This is a genomic window from Chlorobium phaeovibrioides (assembly GCF_003968655.1).
GTDB classification, from domain to species: domain Bacteria; phylum Bacteroidota; class Chlorobiia; order Chlorobiales; family Chlorobiaceae; genus Chlorobium; species Chlorobium phaeovibrioides.
In genome coordinates, this window is the sequence record NZ_RXYK01000003.1 from 29,166 (window position 1) to 44,411 (window position 15,246).

17 protein-coding genes are annotated in these 15,246 nt (G+C 53.8%); 7 read left to right on the plus strand and 10 right to left on the minus strand.

The window, feature by feature from the left end; genetic code table 11:
• The first annotated feature begins 10 nt into the window (after positions 1-10).
• Positions 11-364 carry a hypothetical protein gene (locus EKD02_RS02825; RefSeq protein ID WP_011890787.1) on the plus strand — a complete coding sequence of 118 codons (354 nt, stop codon included), beginning with the start codon at positions 11-13 and terminating at the stop codon, positions 362-364.
• The gene (locus EKD02_RS02830; protein ID WP_011890786.1) at positions 342-818 is read left to right on the plus strand and encodes a VOC family protein; all 477 of its coding nucleotides are present in this window, start codon (positions 342-344) and stop codon (positions 816-818) included. Before EKD02_RS02825 ends, EKD02_RS02830 begins: the two co-directional genes overlap by 23 nt.
• Before the next feature lie 117 nt (positions 819-935).
• Here the strand turns inward: EKD02_RS02830 and EKD02_RS02835 are convergent, their stop codons facing one another.
• The 4 genes from EKD02_RS02835 to EKD02_RS02850 are packed head-to-tail and all read right to left on the minus strand — an operon-like array spanning position 936 to position 3,278.
• Positions 936-1,667 carry a sugar phosphate nucleotidyltransferase gene (locus EKD02_RS02835; protein ID WP_011890785.1) on the minus strand — a complete coding sequence of 244 codons (732 nt, stop codon included), beginning with the start codon at positions 1,665-1,667 and terminating at the stop codon, positions 936-938.
• Positions 1,668-1,692: 25 nt separating this feature from the next.
• On the minus strand, positions 1,693-2,079 hold the full coding sequence (gene panD / locus EKD02_RS02840; RefSeq protein WP_011890784.1) for an aspartate 1-decarboxylase: 387 nt from the start codon (positions 2,077-2,079) through the stop codon (positions 1,693-1,695).
• Positions 2,080-2,101: 22 nt separating this feature from the next.
• A complete protein-coding gene (gene lptC / locus EKD02_RS02845; protein WP_011890783.1) occupies positions 2,102-2,689 on the minus strand; it encodes an LPS export ABC transporter periplasmic protein LptC in 588 nt (195 codons plus the stop codon).
• Between the two features lie 37 nt (positions 2,690-2,726).
• Complete coding sequence (locus tag EKD02_RS02850) at positions 2,727-3,278, minus strand: OmpH/Skp family outer membrane protein (RefSeq protein WP_011890782.1); 552 nt, start codon at positions 3,276-3,278, stop codon at positions 2,727-2,729.
• Positions 3,279-3,460: 182 nt separating this feature from the next.
• Between EKD02_RS02850 and EKD02_RS02855 the strand changes: the two genes are divergently transcribed.
• On the plus strand, positions 3,461-4,516 hold the full coding sequence (locus EKD02_RS02855) for a glycosyltransferase family 9 protein (protein WP_011890781.1): 1,056 nt from the start codon (positions 3,461-3,463) through the stop codon (positions 4,514-4,516).
• On the opposite strand, the gene dprA is transcribed toward EKD02_RS02855, so the two are convergent.
• Genes dprA through fni form a run of 3 tightly spaced genes read right to left on the minus strand, consistent with a single transcriptional unit; the run spans position 4,495 to position 7,714 of the window.
• The gene (gene dprA, locus EKD02_RS02860; RefSeq protein WP_049752441.1) at positions 4,495-5,646 is read right to left on the minus strand and encodes a DNA-processing protein DprA; all 1,152 of its coding nucleotides are present in this window, start codon (positions 5,644-5,646) and stop codon (positions 4,495-4,497) included. The genes EKD02_RS02855 and dprA overlap by 22 nt on opposite strands.
• Positions 5,643-6,650, minus strand: a complete 1,008-nt coding sequence (locus EKD02_RS02865) for a polyprenyl synthetase family protein (protein ID WP_011890779.1) — start codon at positions 6,648-6,650, stop codon at positions 5,643-5,645. The genes dprA and EKD02_RS02865 overlap by 4 nt, the downstream gene beginning before the upstream one ends.
• Positions 6,647-7,714: a type 2 isopentenyl-diphosphate Delta-isomerase gene (gene fni, locus EKD02_RS02870; protein WP_011890778.1), complete on the minus strand. Its 1,068-nt coding sequence runs from the start codon at positions 7,712-7,714 to the stop codon at positions 6,647-6,649. The genes EKD02_RS02865 and fni overlap by 4 nt, the downstream gene beginning before the upstream one ends.
• Positions 7,715-7,826: 112 nt before the next feature.
• On the opposite strand from fni, the gene EKD02_RS02875 reads away from it, so the two are divergent.
• Positions 7,827-9,095 (plus strand): ABC transporter permease, encoded by a 1,269-nt coding sequence (locus EKD02_RS02875; protein WP_011890777.1) that lies wholly within the window; start codon positions 7,827-7,829, stop codon positions 9,093-9,095.
• Between the two features lie 33 nt (positions 9,096-9,128).
• Here EKD02_RS02875 and EKD02_RS10230 read toward each other — a convergent pair whose 3' ends face one another.
• From EKD02_RS10230 to glmM, 3 genes are all read right to left on the minus strand, one after another.
• Positions 9,129-9,284 (minus strand): Txe/YoeB family addiction module toxin, encoded by a 156-nt coding sequence (locus EKD02_RS10230; protein WP_223267102.1) that lies wholly within the window; start codon positions 9,282-9,284, stop codon positions 9,129-9,131.
• A 119-nt stretch (positions 9,285-9,403) separates the two neighbouring features.
• Entirely contained in the window at positions 9,404-11,206 is a 1,803-nt protein-coding gene (locus tag EKD02_RS02885; protein WP_011890776.1) for an ABC transporter ATP-binding protein, read from the minus strand.
• Between the two features lie 9 nt (positions 11,207-11,215).
• On the minus strand, positions 11,216-12,640 hold the full coding sequence (gene glmM, locus EKD02_RS02890; RefSeq protein ID WP_126383723.1) for a phosphoglucosamine mutase: 1,425 nt from the start codon (positions 12,638-12,640) through the stop codon (positions 11,216-11,218).
• Positions 12,641-12,787: 147 nt separating this feature from the next.
• On the opposite strand from glmM, the gene rpsT reads away from it, so the two are divergent.
• The 3 genes from rpsT to EKD02_RS02905 are packed head-to-tail and all read left to right on the plus strand — an operon-like array spanning position 12,788 to position 14,979.
• Positions 12,788-13,063: a 30S ribosomal protein S20 gene (gene rpsT, locus EKD02_RS02895; RefSeq protein ID WP_011890774.1), complete on the plus strand. Its 276-nt coding sequence runs from the start codon at positions 12,788-12,790 to the stop codon at positions 13,061-13,063.
• Positions 13,064-13,090: 27 nt separating this feature from the next.
• The gene (ruvA, locus tag EKD02_RS02900) at positions 13,091-13,693 is read left to right on the plus strand and encodes a Holliday junction branch migration protein RuvA (RefSeq protein ID WP_126383725.1); all 603 of its coding nucleotides are present in this window, start codon (positions 13,091-13,093) and stop codon (positions 13,691-13,693) included.
• 11 nt (positions 13,694-13,704) lie between these two features.
• Positions 13,705-14,979, plus strand: coding sequence for a bifunctional folylpolyglutamate synthase/dihydrofolate synthase (locus EKD02_RS02905; RefSeq protein WP_126383727.1), 1,275 nt, complete (start codon positions 13,705-13,707; stop codon positions 14,977-14,979).
• Positions 14,980-15,246: the final 267 nt, after the last annotated feature.

Here is a 15,246-nt window from a genome sequence, read left to right on the forward strand (position 1 = left end):
TACCAGAGCGATGCCTGTTAAACCCATAGATCTGAACAAACTGAGAAGTGCCCATAGCAATCTCTACGAAACTGTGGTCGCTATTTCAAAAAAGGCAAAAAGAATCCACGAGGAAGAGAGGGTTGAGCTTGAAGAGAAGCTTCTTCCCTATAAGGAGATGATCCGTAATCCAAGCAGTGAGTCGGAATCTGACAGGGTGTTTCCCGAGCAGATTGCCATCAGTCTTGAGTATGAGACCCGCGAAAAGGCTTCTCACCGAGCTGTAGCAGAGTTTTTCGACCACAAGTACGACTACATTCTTGAAAAAGCGGCTGAGCCAAAGGCTGCCAAAGCTGGAACAGATGATGAAGCTGACGGGAATTAACCAGATTACGCTTCGCGTCAACGACCTTGCTGACGCAGAGGCATTCTACATCAATATTCTCGGACTTGGCCTCGATCACAGGGTGGGGGCTAATATTACATATCTGCGAATCAACTCAGATATGCTGGTGCTGGTAAAAGCTGAAACAGCCGGAACCCGCGAGGCTCGCGATATCCGCGTTGACCACTTCGGTTTCAGGCTCCCTTCAGACAGGGATGTTGATGAAGCAGCTGCTTATCTTGATGATTGCGGTGTCCACATTGTGACCCGTCCCTCGAATCGCCGTGAAGGCCGCGCTTTCTTTGTGATGGACCCCGACGGCAACCTCGTTGAATTCTACTCCATGCAGGACGGTGGCATTCAGAAAGAGGCCACAGGCCTCGACACCGCTTCCCCTGACGCAACTCTCCCCTCGCTCTCAAAAGAAGAAAAGCCCCGCCGCTCCCGCAAGTAATCTTGGGGACACTCATGACTGAGTGTATTAACTGGCGTTTGTTTACGAATCGTGAGCATGCGCCCCTATTCCCGGGGTGTTTCTTTGTGCGTAAGTACACTCAGTCATGAGTGTCCCCTACTTTTTGAGGAGGCGTTCTGCGTGTGCGAGTTGCTGGGGGGTGTTGATGCCGTGGATTTCGTCTGGGTTGGGGGTTTTCCAGGCTGCAACCCGGCTGCCTTTGCGGAAGCAGACTCCAAAGACATCGGTGAGGTAGTATTCGTTCTGGGCGTTGTTTGTGGTGATTTCCTTGAGGGAGCTGAAGAGGGTTTCGGCGTTGAAGACATAGACGCCGGAGTTGATTTCTTTGACGGTTTTTTCTTCTTCTGTTGCGTCTTTTTGTTCAACAATCTTTTCTACGCTGTCTGTGCCGGGTTTTCGGATAACGCGGCCGTAGCCGGTGGGGTTTTCCATTTCGGCGGTGAGGACTGTTGCCTGGGCATCGCTTTCTCTGTGGAACCTTATGAGGTTCTGCAGCGATTCAAGGGTGAAGAGAGGGGCGTCGCCGGAGAGGATCAGTACTTCGCCCTGGAAGTTTTGTAGTGGCTCTTCTGCCTGCATGACCGCGTGACCTGTGCCAAGCTGGGGTTCCTGCAGGGCGCATGCGACCGGGTAGTGCTTTACGGAGTCTTTTACCAGTTCCGCCTGATGACCTACGATAAGTATGATTTTTTCGGGGTCGAGGGCTTGTGATTTATCAATGACATGTTCAATAAGCGCACGGCCAGCGGCTTTGTGAAGCACTTTTGGGAGGTCGGACTGCATCCGCGTTCCTTTCCCTCCGGCCATGATGACAATTGCGAGCGGCATGTGGTAGCGTGTTGAGTGGTTATTGTCAGCCGAGCTGTTCGTCTTCTTCCCCTATGCGGTGGCGCCGTTTGGGGTTGTTGTTTTTGTCGACAATAAGAACCATTGGTTTGAAATCGGGGGCCTCTTCAGCTTCAATTTCACAGAAAGTCATGATGATGATTTCGTCACCGGGAAGGGCACAGCGGGCAGCTGCTCCGTTGAGCTGGATGACGCGTGAACCGTGATCGCCTTTGATGATGTAGGTTTCAAAGCGCTCCCCATTGTTGTTGTTCACGACGAGGACTTTTTCGTTGGGAATCATGTCCGCTTTCTTGAGCAGTTCACTGTCGACGGTGATGCTTCCTTCGTATTCGAGGTCGCCACTGGTGACAATTGCGTTGTGGATTTTAGATTTCAGTAGGTGGAGTTTCATGTGAATTGCGGACTTGCGGTAGTTATTGTTTGAGATTGCCTTTTCCGGTGGCCCGGAATATACGATAATGTTTAAGCTCCTGGTCGCTTTCAAATCCATATCCGCTTACTGTCTGGTTTGGGCGGTCGATGGTGACGAAGCGGTTGGAGCGGATTTTACGGTCTACGCCGGAGCGTTTTGCGTATTCAGTTTTGATGATGGTGCCATTGCTGGTGGTGATGACCACATTGCCGATGGCTTCAATATCTTTGTTTTCGTACATGATGGCCTTTTCGGCGGAGATGCTTGAGGAGACGGCTCCTGTTTCGTCAAAAAATACGACGCTCACATCCTTGTCGAGGTGCTGTTCGGTTTTGCCTTTTGTGCGGTATTCTGCTACATGCCCGGCTTTGATTTCTGATTTGTGCTGCCCTTCTTCTGTAACAAGAAAAGAAATCTCCCAGCTTTCCTGCACGGGGGTATCGGCAGTTATTTTGGGCATGTCTGAGTCTTGAGCTGGTGGCTGTGGCGGGGTGCAGCCTTGGGGGATGAGCAGGAGGGCGTAGAGTATAAGAGCGGCAAGGGCATTACGCCTGATATTCTTTTCAAAGTGGAGGAGGGGGATGCCCATTGCCTTTTTTCTCTTGCTGTTCTGCTTGGGGGCGGTGTTATTTGATGTTGAGCTGGTTCATGACCTTGAATGTGATGTCCGTATCGGCTGCGCCGTATACCATTGCCTGTTTGTCAAGCACCAGACTGAACCCTTCTTTCTGGGCAACCGACTGTATGGCGGTCAGCAGTTTCTGTCGGATTGGGGTTATCAGCTCCTGCTCTTTTTTCTGAACGATGCCGCCGCGCCCGAATTTTTCCTGCTCGTATTTCTTCATGCCCTGCGCCTTGAGGTTCAAATCTTTTTCCTTGAGCTCACGAGCCTGTTGACTCATGCCGGCCCGTGCCTGACTGTATGCTTCCAGGGATTTCTGCAGATCCTGGTTCATGCGCTGCAGTTCCTTTTTGAATGGTTCGGCTGTTGCGTTAAGGGTTGATTCTGCCTTTTTTGCTTCGGGCATCTGCTGGAGGATTCTGGCGAAGTCAACGACGCCGGTTCTGCCTGCGGCACCAGGAGCAGCCTGCAGTGAGGGAACGGCGAAAAGGATGGTGAGTACTGTTGCCATAAGAATATGGCGAGATTTGTGCATCATGGCGCTGAAGTGATTCATCGTGGTCGTTGTTATGTTTGAATGTTGTGAAATGGCTGTTGCATGCCATTGGCAAATATCTTTTCAAAGGTAATAATTCCGCCATTAAAAACTATATCCAGGGAACGAAGGGGATAAGTAATTCTCATGATGGCTTTATATTGATTTGCTTGTTTTTCCCATTCCTATTTCCCCTGTAAACAGTGAATAAAGAAGAGAAGAAGAAATATTACCGGCAGTTGTCGGTGCACCTTTTACGGAAATTTGTCTGGAAAAGAAAGTCCGGAAAGAATTTTCGGGGACCGCTTCGTTCCATTGTGTTCCTTGTGTCGGAACGCTATGGTGATGTGATTCTTCTGACGCCTGTCTTCAGGCGTTTGAAGTTGGCCTTTCCTGATCTCGAGATCCATGCAGTAGCGTTCAAACGCCATATCGTACGGTTTCTTACTGAGGATAGCAATATTACCAGGGTGCATTTTGCGAAGGGGGATTACCTTGTATACGCCCGTGATGTTCTCCTTCGTCGGTTCGATGTGCTGTTTAATCCGAAGGATGCGCCGTCGTTCAATTTTCTGCTTCACTCTTCACTCATTCATGCTGGTTTCAAGGTAGGCCATGCCCATCCCAATCATGAGGGGTTGTTTGACCACTTGATTGCTATGGAGTATTTCAGTCCGGTGGTGGAGAGGAACTGTGCGTTGCTTGATGTGCTCCATGTGCCCGGTACTGAGTGCCGACCGTATCTGCCGCCGATGCCGGTCTCGGAAATGATGAGGAATTTTCTGGGGGGAATGGAGTGCGGCGGCCTGATTGGCATCAATATCAGTGCATCCATGGCTGAACGGTTCTGGCAGCAGGAGAAGTGGGGGGAGTTGCTGGAGGCGTTCAGAGGGGAGCGGTTTGTTGTGCTTGCAGATCCGAAAGACCGAAATAAAAAAAATGTACTTGAGGCTGCTCATTCGAATGTGGCAGCTACTCCTGTAACGGGGAATGTGTTTGAGGCCGGGGAGATTATCCGGCGTCTCAAGCTGCTGGTAACTCTTGACACATCGCTGGTTCATATTGCGGCTTGTTATGATGTGCCTGTGGTGGCGCTTTTCCGTAATGATCGGGAGAGCATGAGCCGGTTTCCGCCGCTCAGCCCCCAGAGCGATATGGTTGTGTCGCCCGGGCCGCGGATTGATGCGCTGCCTGCTTGTGATGTGAAAGATTCTGTAAAGAGGATGCTTGAAAGGATTCAAAAGCGGGCTGTTCTCTGAAAGAATTGACCGGGTTGCTGTTCTATGGCGGATTTCATTTCAAGGTCAAAGAGCAGGAGGAGAAGTCCGGCGTAGTCAATGCCGCTCTTTTGGGCGAGTTCGTCGATATGGATCGGTTCTTCACCCATGGCTTTGAGTAGAGCGCTCTCTTCTGCTGAGAACGGGGCTGCAGGGCGACGGGTTTCGGCTGTGGCGCCCGGTCTTGTGAGGGTGAAGCGGGGACCGAGTTCGTTGATGAGTTCTTCCACGCTGGTAACGGCTTTTGCAGCTCCTTCTGCAATGAGGCTGTTTGTTCCGCGCGAGCCACGGGAGAAGATGGGGCCGGGGACGGCGAAGACCTCGCGGTTCTGCTCAAGCGCGCTGCGGGCAGTGATGAGAGAGCCTCCTTTGATGTCGGATTCAATGACAAGGGTGCCGCTTGTGATGCCGGAGATAATGCGGTTTCGTTTGGGGAACTTTGCCGGGGTGAGTTCCGATCCTATCCACTCTTCTGAAATCAGCGCACCGTTTTCAATGATTTGGGGCCAGAGTTTTCCTTGCGGGTCGGTGTAGGCGGAGTCAACGCCTCCGGCAAGGACTGCGATGGTTTGCCCTCCGTGCTGCAGTGTGGCGCTGTGAGCTGCTGTGTCAATGCCATAGGCGAGGCCGCTGTAAACGGCTATTCCTCTTTGGGCGAAAGCTTTACAGAAAAGGTCGGCGCATTTTTTCCCGTATTGGGATGCGTAGCGGGTGCCTACGACGGCAAGCCCCAACGCTTCGGGAGGGGGTAGGGTGCCGCGGATGAAGAGGCATGATGGTGGATCGTAGATTTCCCGGAGCAGAGGCGGGTAGAGGGGGTCAAGAATGGTCACCATTGTTCCCCCAAGACGGTGGAGCAGGGTGAGCTGCTGTTCGGCCTTCTCTATTGCTGCCTGAAGTGAGTTTGCCTGATGAAGAAATCTGTGGACGATGGTGGCAAGCTTTTCTCCTATACCCGGCAGGCGTGCCAGACTTGAGGGCGCTTGGTGGAGAATTGAGGGGAGGTCGGGGTGGGCTTCGGCAAGGGTTTTGAGGCGGGCAGAGCCGACCCCGGGGATGAGGGTGAGGGCGAGCAGGAGTGTGTTCCCGTTATGTGGCAGGGGTTCTTTCAGAAGTCCCTTTTCATCAGAATGTTGGCAAAGCCCCTGAGGTAGTCGCGCCCTTCCGGGTGGGGGAGGTTCTCAAGTACGGAGAGGGCCTCTTCGGTATCGGTATTGATGAGGCGGGCGGTTTCTTCAAGTACACCGCAGCGCTCGAAGATGGCTTTGATTTCAGGAACCCGTTCTTTCTCAATTCCTTTGTTCATGTAAATGGAATGCAGGAGGTCGTGATCTTCGCCACTGGTCAGTTCGAGTGAGCGGAGCAGGAGGTAGGTTTTCTTTCCGTTGATGACATCTCCGCCCGTCATTTTGCCTGATTTCCCGTTTTCGGCCATAATGTCGAGGTAGTCGTCCTGAATCTGGAATGCTCTGCCGATTTTTTCACCGAAGGTGACCAGGCTCATCAACTGCTCTTTGGTGGCGTCAGCGGCCACACCGCCGGCTTCAAGTGCTGCGGAGATGAGCCGTCCGGTTTTTTTGGAGATCATGTCGAGGTAATCGGCTATGGTGGCGTCGGTTTTGTCTTCAAGCTCCATGTCGAGCGCCTGGCCTTCGCAGATGGTGATGTTTGCGTGGTTGAGAATGTGGATCAGCTCGCAGTGGCGGTGACTTTCTGCCTGGAGGGCGAGTTCGTATGAGTACGCTATCATCATGTCGCCGGAGAGGATGGCTACATTGTCGTCCCATTTCCGGTGGACGGTCGGGCGGTTGTGGCGGAGGTCGGCCTCGTCCATGATGTCGTCGTGCATGAGGGTGAAGTTGTGCAGGACCTCAACGGCAAGCGCAACTTTCATGGTATTGTCTGATGATCCCGAGACCGCTTCTGAGGCCAGCAGGGTGAGGAAAGGACGGATGCGTTTGCCTTTGCCTTCAAGAATGTAGCGGGCCGGGGCGTAGAGGGTTTCAGGGGTTGTGGCGCTGAAGCACTGGCCGAGAGCGTCGTTGATTCTGGTGTGGTATTCCCTGTATTTTTTTTCTACGAGCTCCTGTGTTACGGTCATGGCTTTCTGGGTCATTGTTTGCTGATGGGTCTGTTATTCTGCAGTTCCGCTATGGTGGCTGATCCGGTGAGAAACATGGCTGCCCGGAGGTCGTTCATCCATGTGGTCAGGGTTTCTTCGAGAGTCCCTGAATGGAGAGATCTGAGGAGGGCTCCGGCCGAGGCGGCCAGATCGGCTCCGAGGGCGATTGATTTTGCAATGTCAATGCCGCTCTGGATGCCTCCAGAGGCGATGAGGGAAAAGGGCGGGGTTGGGTTCTCTCTGAGGGCGTTGACTGCAACAAGGCATTCTGCTGTGGGGGTTCCCCAGTTCAGGAGCTCTTCAAGCCCCCGTGTACTGAAGCGGTCGTCAGTGCCGAACCTTCGGGTGTAGCGGGCCTCTTCTACTTTCTGCCAGCTGATGCCGCCTGCTCCGGCAACATCAATTACCCTCACTCCCGCGTTGAGGAGCTGGCGGGCAACCGGGGCGGAGATGCCGCACCCAACCTCTTTTGCGATGACAGGTACGGAAAGTTTTGCTGTGATGGCGGCCACTTCGTCGAGCACTCGCCTGAAGTCTGTTCCCCCTTCCGGCTGGAAGAGCTCCTGGGCGGCGTTGAGATGAATGATGAGGCCGTCGGCCCGTATCATCTCAATCATGGTTTGAAGGTCATCGCTTGAGAGACCTTTTGCAATTTCAGGGGCGCCGATGTTGGCGAATATCTGGGTTGTAGGGGCGTGGCGGCGTACGACGGCGAAGCTATCGCGGTGAGAACTCTCTTCGAGCGCCTGGCGCATGCTGCCAACTCCGAGTGGCAGTTGGAACCGCTCGGCGGCTTCTGCGAGTTTCCCGTTGAGCTCGGCGGCTTCGCTGTATCCTCCGGTCATGGAGGAGATCATGAGAGGGGCTCCGATTCTCTTTCCGAGAAAGTCGGTTTCTGTACTTAAGTTGTCGTAGTTGAGTTCAGGAAGGGCGTTGTGGCGCAGCCTGTAGCGTTCCAGTCCGGTAGTGATGGTGCTGAAGGCGACATCTCCCCTCAGGCAGATGTCGACATGGCTGTGTTTCCGCTCTGCGGTGCTGTTGGTGATTGTGGTGCTCATGCCGCCCGGATTGAGTCTCGCCTGCCGCTGTTGTTTTTTATAACTTGCCTTGAAAAATATAACTTAATAAAATATACCACAACTTTTCCGCTCCCTCATCCGGTAGGCCGCCATGCTGCAAACATTGTTCACCATTGCCCGTCGCCATCTGATCGGCCGCCGTCGCCAGACGCTGACAACCGTTATCGGTGTTGCTGTCAGTACAATGGTGCTCATTACTACTATTTCGCTGACGCGCGGTCTGCTTGATTCGTTTATTGAAACCATTGTCAATGTGGCTCCCCATAGTACGCTGAAGGGGGAGAAGACCGACCCTGTGCCGGTTAATGTGCTTGCCCTTTCGCAGCCTGAGACGGCTTCGTTTGTAGTGGATAATATTGAAAAACTGGAGCGGGAGGAGGTGCGCAACTATCGCCAGGTGCTTTCGCTGCTTGCGTCTCCTGTCTATAAGGGTGAGGTTCTTGCCGCTTCGCCTTTTGTGGCTTCGCAGGTGATGGCCGTGAAGGGGAACCGCAATGAGCCGATTCTTCTTAAGGGGGTTGATATTGATCGGGAGAATGTGATTACCGGTATCAGCGGGAAGTTGACTTCTGGCGATGTTGGGCTGTTTGCCAAAACGGCCAACGGGCTTCTGGTGGGCCGAACGGTGGCTCGCGAGATGAACCTGCAGCTGAACGATGAGGTTACCCTTATTCCCGCTTCGGGAAAGAGCCGGCAGTGTAAGGTGTCGGGGATTTTCTTTTCGGGGGTCAATGCTATTGACAATAGTGTTTATGCTTCCTTGAAACTTGGCCAGATTGTGGAGGGAATGGCAGCCGACAGGGTGAGCGGCATTGCGCTCAAAGTGCGTTATCCGCTTGAAAATGGTGATCTTAATCGTGAACTGCAGGAGGTGACAGGTTATCGGTGCGTGACCTGGCAGGAGGAGAATGCGGGAGTGCTGTCGCTGTTCAGGCGAATTGGCACCATTGTGTTTTCGCTGGTGGCTTTTGTTGGGGTGGTGTCGGGGTTTGGTGTGGCAAATATTCTGGTGACGACGGTGTTTGAGAAGAGCCGCGACATTGCAATTATGAAGTCGTTCGGCTTTTCTGCTTCCCAGCTTGTTGCCATGTTTGTGCTTGAGGGGTTTATTGTGGGGCTTATCGGCGCTCTTTTGGGAGGTCTTCTGGCTATCGGCAGTATCCATATTTTTGCAAGCATTCCCATTGAGAGCTCGCAGGGGCCGCTTACTAAAAGCGGGTTCAGCATGTCGACCAATCCGCTCTATTTCTTCTATGTCATCGGCACGACGGTGTTCATCAGCACTTTTGCGGCCTACTTTCCTTCAGCAAGGGCAGCAAAGCTCGATCCTGTTCAGGTACTTCGCGACAGCAGCCTGTAGGAGATGGTTTGCTGTAGAGGTAAGAGCCGGGGGCTACTCGTAGTGGGTCCAGAGGCGAATGACTTGTACTGTGCGTTTCTCGTCATCAACCTTATAGACCAGTCTATGCTGTATGTTGATTCTTCGGGAGTAAACGCCGGCAAGGTCTCCTGCCAGCTGTTCAAATGGTGGCGGTTTTTTTAAACGGATCTTTTCCCGGTAGAGCCGGCAACTTCTGTGCCTTGGGTTTCAGTCCTGACGAGAGAAATAAGGTACGCATTTCCGTACGCTTTGCAGGCACTATTGCTGTGCAAAGTGCAGAGCTGCTCTTACGGGTTATTTTTGCCCTGGAGGAGGTAGAGTTTGTAGTAGAGGCCACGCTCTTTGAGGAGCTGCTGGTGGGTACCGGTTTCGTGGATGACCCCTTTATGGATGACGATGATGCGGTCGGCTTTCTGGACGCTGGAGAGGCGGTGGGCTATGATGATTGATGTGCGGCCGGTTGTGAGTTTTGCGGTCGCTTGGTCTATGAGGGTTTCTGTGGTGGTGTCTACGGAGCTGGTTGCTTCGTCGAGTATGAGAATTTCGGGGTTGTAGAGGAGGGCGCGGACGAAGGCGATGAGCTGTTTCTGGCCGCTGGAGAGGCCTGTGCCGTTTTCAAGGACGCGGTAGTCGTATTGTCCGGGGAGGCGGTCAATGAACCGGTCGGCACCTACTTTGCGGGCTGCGGTGCTGATTTCTTCAAGGGTGGCTTCGGGGTTGCCGAAGGCGAGGTTTTCGTGGATGGTGCCGGAGAAGAGGAATACATCTTGCATGACAACGCCTACAATTCTGCGGAGGGAGGCGGCGGGGATTGTTTCAAGCGGTATTCCGTCGATGAGAACCTGCCCTTTGGTGTAGGGATAGAGGCGCGAGAGAATGTTGATGATTGTGGTTTTCCCGCTTCCGGTGGCGCCAACGATGGCAATTTTTTCTCCGTGGCGGATGGTGAAGGAGATGTCTTTGAGTACCCAGTTTTCGTCGTCGTAGGCGAACCAGACATTTCGGAATTCAATTGTTTCCCTGAATGTGGTGAGCGGGGAAGGGCCTTCCCGGGTTTCAATTCCAGGTTCTTCGTCGAGCAGGCGGAAAATGCGGTCGGATCCTGCTATTGCTGTCTGTATGGTGTTGAACCGGTCGGAGAGGTGCTGGAGCGGGCGGAAGAAGAGCCAGATGTACTGGACGAAGGAGATGACAATGCCGATGGTGAGGTCGGCCTTGAGGACCCGCACTCCACTGTACCAGATAACAAGGCCGGCGGCGGTGGCACTGAGAATTTCAATGATGGGGAAGTAGATGGAGAAGTAGAATACTGTGCGGATGTTGGCGTCGCGGTGGTCGCGGTTGATGGTGGCGTAGTGATGGGCTTCGCGCTCTTCGCGGTTGAAGAGCTGTACTATCGACATGCCTGTGATGTGTTCCTGGAAGAAGGTGTTGAGGCGGGCAAGATGGGTTCGTACATCCTGGAATGCTATGCGGACGCGGTTCTTGAAGAAAACTGTGGCGTAGAGCATGAGGGGAAGGACGGCGAGGACAATGAGGGTGAGCTGCCAGTCGATGAGAAACATGAGGACGACAATGAAGAGGAGCTGGAGAATGTCGCCCAGTATGGTGATGATGCCGCTGGAGAGCATCTCGTTGAGTGATTCAATATCGTTGGTGGCCCGGGTGATAAGCCGGCCTATAGGGTTGCGGTCGAAAAAGCGGGCGGGGAGTTTCTGGAGGTGTCGGAACACATCCATGCGGATGTTGAAGACAGCTTTCTGGCCGATGACCTGGGTGAGCCAGGTGGTGATGAACTGTTTTATGCCGTCGAGCAGGATGACGGCGGCAAGAATCAGGCTGACAATGGCGAGGCCGTGGAGATCATGGGCTGCGATATAGTCGTCTATTGCAACTTTAGTGAGCCAGGGGCGAAGGGGACCGAGGAAGGATCCTGCAATGGTGATGGCGACGGCTGTGGCTACCAGTCCTTTGAGGGGCTTGACATAGCTGAGAAGGCGGGAGACAATGTAGCGGTCTACCGAGCCTTTTTTCTTGTTGCGGAGGGTGTCGTCCTGCTGGGTTCTGAAGCTTCCTTTGGTGTTGCCCATGGGGTGTTGCTATGCTCCGGTTGCGTGCTGTTCAATTGCCTGACGGATGTCGTCAGCAAGCGTTTCGGCCTTTTCCCGTGTTTGGGCTTCGGAGTAAATGCGCACGATTGGTTCTGTGTTCGAGGGGCGCAGGTGCACCCAGCTCTCCGGGAAGTCAAGCTTCAGTCCGTCACGCGTGTCGCTCTGTGCTGCGGGGTAGCTTCGGGCGATTGCTTCAAAGATTTCCGGGAGGCGCTCTTTGCCTTCGGGTGTCAGGTCGATTTTCTGTTTCGACATTTCATAGTTGGGGAACTCGAGGCGGAACCGGGAGAGCGGCTCTTCGGGGTGCGATTTCTGCCAGTATGCAAACGCCTGCACCGCCATGGCTATGGCTGCAAGTGCGTCTCGGCCGTAGTGGAGTTCGGGGAGAATGACTCCGCCGTTGCCTTCTCCGCCAATGACGGCATGGTGCTTTTTCATGAGCCGGGTGACATTGGCTTCGCCGACTTCCGCGCTGAAACACTCCTGACCGTAACGGCTGGCAATGTCTTTGAGCGCCCGGCTGCTGGAAAGGTTGTTGGCTACGGTGCCGGGCCTCACTTTGAGATAATAGTCGGCGCACGCCACAAGAGTGTACTCTTCGCCGAAAAGGCTGCCGTCTTCCGAGATAAGGGCGAGGCGGTCAACATCGGGGTCGACGACAAGGGCGAAGTCAGCTCCTGATTTTTTGAGGGCGGCGATGGTGTCCTGGAGGTTCTCTTCAATGGGTTCAGGGGTCCGCGGGAATATGCCGGTGCCGCCGCAGGCGAACGGGATGACTTCGGCAATGCCGAGTTCGCGGCAGAGGTCGGGGACTATTGCGTAGCCTGCCCCTTCTACACAGTCGACGAGAACGCGGAACTTTGCTTTTTTGATCTCTTCAGTATGGATGAAGGGGAGTGCGAGAATTTTTTCAATGTGGAGCGCGTCGTGCCGGCTTGTTTTGGTCGCGGTTCCGATGTTGTCCCATCGGGCGCTTTTGGGGTTGGGAGCAGATGCAATGCGCGTCAACTCGTCAACATCCTCTTTGTCGAGAAATTCTCCGCGGTGGTTGAGCATTTTCAGTGCGTTCCACTGGACGGGGTTGTGCGATGCGGTGATGATGAGTCCGCCGTCGGCTTTTTCTTCTGTGACGGCCAATTCAACGGTGGGAGTGGTGGCAATGCCTATGTCGGTAACATTGCAGCCCGAGAGCACAAGAGCACTCTGGACCAGTCCGGTGATTGCCTCTCCGGTGGGCCGGGTGTCGCGGCCAATGATGATATGTGGCTTCTGGCTGATGGCTCCGGGTTCCCGCTCTTTTTTTCTGGTTTCTGCCCAGGATGCGAAGGCAGTGGCAAATGCGGTGAGGTTGGTTGGGGTAAGGCTTTCTCCGACAATGCCCCGGATGCCGGAAACGCTGATCATCAGGCTCATACAGGTGTTCTTTTTTGTTTTGGTCCAATATAAGAAAAAAGAGGGGAGGGCTTTTTGAATTTCTGGTTCCTTCTGCTATATTACATGCCTTTTCTTATTGAAAATCGGGGTTTTCGTTGATTCAATTCCCATAAAGAGCTATCGTTTATGCCTTTACACAAATCCGCCGAAAAACGACTTCGGCAGTCCGACAGAAAAAATGCTCGTAACAGGGCCCGCAAAAAGGAGCTGAAGGTTCTGGTAAAGAACATGCAGAAGCTTGTTGACGCTGGTGCTCCCAAGCCCGAGGTTGAGGTTGCATACCGTTCAGCGGTTCAGAAACTTGACCGTCTTGGCGTCAAGAACTACATCCATGCCAACAAAGCTTCGCGAAAGAAGTCGCAGCTTGCCCGCATCCTGAACGAGTACGGCAAGGCTGAGTAAGGGCTGGACCTCTTACCATTTCTTTTCATGTATGCATATTTTCGCGGCAGGCTCGTCTCGTGCCTGCCTGAAGAGGCGGTTCTCGAGGTTTCCGGTATAGCCTACCGGTTCCTTGTTTCCGCAGGTACTGCCCGGCAGCTGCCTGAGGTTGGAACTGAAACCATTCTTTATACCCATCTTTCTGTCCGTGAGGATGCTCTTCAGCTCTACGGTTTTGCGACCGAAGAGGAGAAACAGCTCTTCCGTCTTCTTCTCCTTACTTCCGGCGTTGGGCCAAAGCTCGCCCTGGCGGTACTTTCCGGCATGGCTGTGCCAGAGGTGCATGAGGCCATTTTAGCCAATGCACCGGAACGGCTTTTCGGCATTACCGGTGTTGGACGAAAGACTGCTGCGCGTATCATTCTTGAACTTCGCGACAAAATTCTCAAGCTTGCTCCTGTGGGTAGTGCTGTAGCTTCAGTGGCTGCGGACAGGGGAGGGTTCAGGGAGGATGCGGTCAACGCTCTCATGACGCTCGGTTTCCCCCGTCCTGTGGCCAATCAAGCTGTGGGATGCGCGCTGGAGCCGGATCCGGACGCCTCTTTGGAGGTTGTCATCAAACGGGCGCTTGCCACCATGCATAACAGGTAGCCTTTACTCTTGTGACCTATCAGGAAACTCTTGATTTTCTTTATCCCCTGCACCGGTTCGGCATAAAGCCCGGCCTTGAGAGGGTGCGCGAGCTCCTGCAGGTAGTTGGTTCTCCTGAGAAGCGTCTCGGCATTGTGGTGCATGTGGCCGGGACCAACGGCAAGGGGACTGTGGCATCGCTCATTGCGGCAATGTTCCGTGCGGCGGGGCTCAAAACGGCGCTCTATACTTCGCCGCATCTTGTTGATTTTACCGAGCGGATGCGTCTTGATGGCCTCCCTATTCCCGAAGAGCGGGTAGCGTACTATGCTTCCCTTTTGAAAGAGCCTGTTTTGGAGAAAAGCGCTACTTTTTTTGAGGTTGCGACAGCTATTGCTTTTGCCTGGTTTGCTGATGAGGGGGTTGATGTGTCGGTGATTGAAACCGGAATGGGGGGGCGGCTGGATGCAACCAATGTGGTTCAATCCAACTACGCAGTCATTACCGGTATAGGCTTTGATCATACTGATTGGCTTGGTACGACCCTCGGCGCTATTGCCGGGGAGAAGGCGGCCATCATCAAGCCCTGCTCACGGGTGTTTTCGTCGGTTTCGGGCGAAGAGAGCCTCGCTCCGATTCGGCGGGCAGCTGAAGAGTGTGATGCCCCGCTGCACCTGGTGGGAAGAGAGAGCAGAGTCAGGGTTGTTGAATCGGCGATTGGGCGGCTGGTGGTTGACCTTCAGATTGGTTCAAAGCGTTTTGCGGGGCTTGAGGCTCCCTTGACAGGCGGGTTCCATTCCTCGAATATGGCTCTTGCCGTCATGGTGGCAGTTGATAGAGGGCTCAGCGAAGCGGCAGTGCGAAGCGGGCTTCTTGGGCTGCGTGACACTGGTTACCGTGGCAGGCTGGAGTTGATTGGCAGCACTCCCGCCGTTCTGCTTGATGTGTCGCACAATGCGGATGGGGTGAGGGCTACGGTTGATGCACTTCTGCCTTTTATTGGTAGCTACGACAGGATTTCTGTTCTGCTTGGGCTTGCTTCCGACAAGGATGCGCCCTCCATTATTCGTGAGCTGCTTCGCCTTGGGTGCCGATTTGTGGTGGTTGATATTCCTTCCGGGAGAAGCGTGCCTGCTGAAGAGCTTCTGGAGCTGTGCCGCCGTGAGGGTGGTGAGGTTTCTGTGGCGAATTCTGTGGGTGAGGGGATGGACAGGCTGCTTCAGGAGAGTTCCCCCACATCGCTGGTGCTAGCAACCGGTTCGTTTTATCTTGCAGGGGCGTTAGTGGAACATTTGACGGATTGGTGAAGGAGCGTGATTTTTTTATGGAAAAAGTTTATATTCATTCAAAGGATTCTCCGCTCTACAGCGCCATCTTTTCTACTACCAATTTCCTTTGTCATCAAGACACTTTTCCCTACCCATACCACTTCCCGGATTTTTTCAATGGCTTTCCTTCCGCCGTGTCGGGTACTATCCTTTCCTTTACCGGAGGCCATGACCAGGGTTGAGCTGCTTCCATTTCGCCCGTTGCAGGGCGTTTCCCTTCCGTTTTTTCATTAACAAGCGCTGAAT

Bases quoted from the DNA above. Each gene is read 5' to 3' on its own strand.
- EKD02_RS02825 (WP_011890787.1), top strand. From the start codon at position 11: ATGCCTGTTAAACCCATAGATCTGAACAAACTGAGAAGTGCCCATAGC.
- EKD02_RS02830 (WP_011890786.1), top strand. From the start codon at position 342: ATGATGAAGCTGACGGGAATTAACCAGATTACGCTTCGCGTCAACGAC.
- EKD02_RS02835 (WP_011890785.1), bottom strand. From the start codon at position 1,667: ATGCCGCTCGCAATTGTCATCATGGCCGGAGGGAAAGGAACGCGGATG.
- panD (WP_011890784.1), bottom strand. From the start codon at position 2,079: ATGAAACTCCACCTACTGAAATCTAAAATCCACAACGCAATTGTCACC.
- lptC (WP_011890783.1), bottom strand. From the start codon at position 2,689: ATGGGCATCCCCCTCCTCCACTTTGAAAAGAATATCAGGCGTAATGCC.
- EKD02_RS02850 (WP_011890782.1), bottom strand. From the start codon at position 3,278: ATGAATCACTTCAGCGCCATGATGCACAAATCTCGCCATATTCTTATG.
- EKD02_RS02865 (WP_011890779.1), bottom strand. From the start codon at position 6,650: ATGACCCAGAAAGCCATGACCGTAACACAGGAGCTCGTAGAAAAAAAA.
- fni (WP_011890778.1), bottom strand. From the start codon at position 7,714: ATGAGCACCACAATCACCAACAGCACCGCAGAGCGGAAACACAGCCAT.
- EKD02_RS02875 (WP_011890777.1), top strand. From the start codon at position 7,827: ATGCTGCAAACATTGTTCACCATTGCCCGTCGCCATCTGATCGGCCGC.
- EKD02_RS02885 (WP_011890776.1), bottom strand. From the start codon at position 11,206: ATGGGCAACACCAAAGGAAGCTTCAGAACCCAGCAGGACGACACCCTC.
- glmM (WP_126383723.1), bottom strand. From the start codon at position 12,640: ATGAGCCTGATGATCAGCGTTTCCGGCATCCGGGGCATTGTCGGAGAA.
- rpsT (WP_011890774.1), top strand. From the start codon at position 12,788: ATGCCTTTACACAAATCCGCCGAAAAACGACTTCGGCAGTCCGACAGA.
- ruvA (WP_126383725.1), top strand. From the start codon at position 13,091: ATGTATGCATATTTTCGCGGCAGGCTCGTCTCGTGCCTGCCTGAAGAG.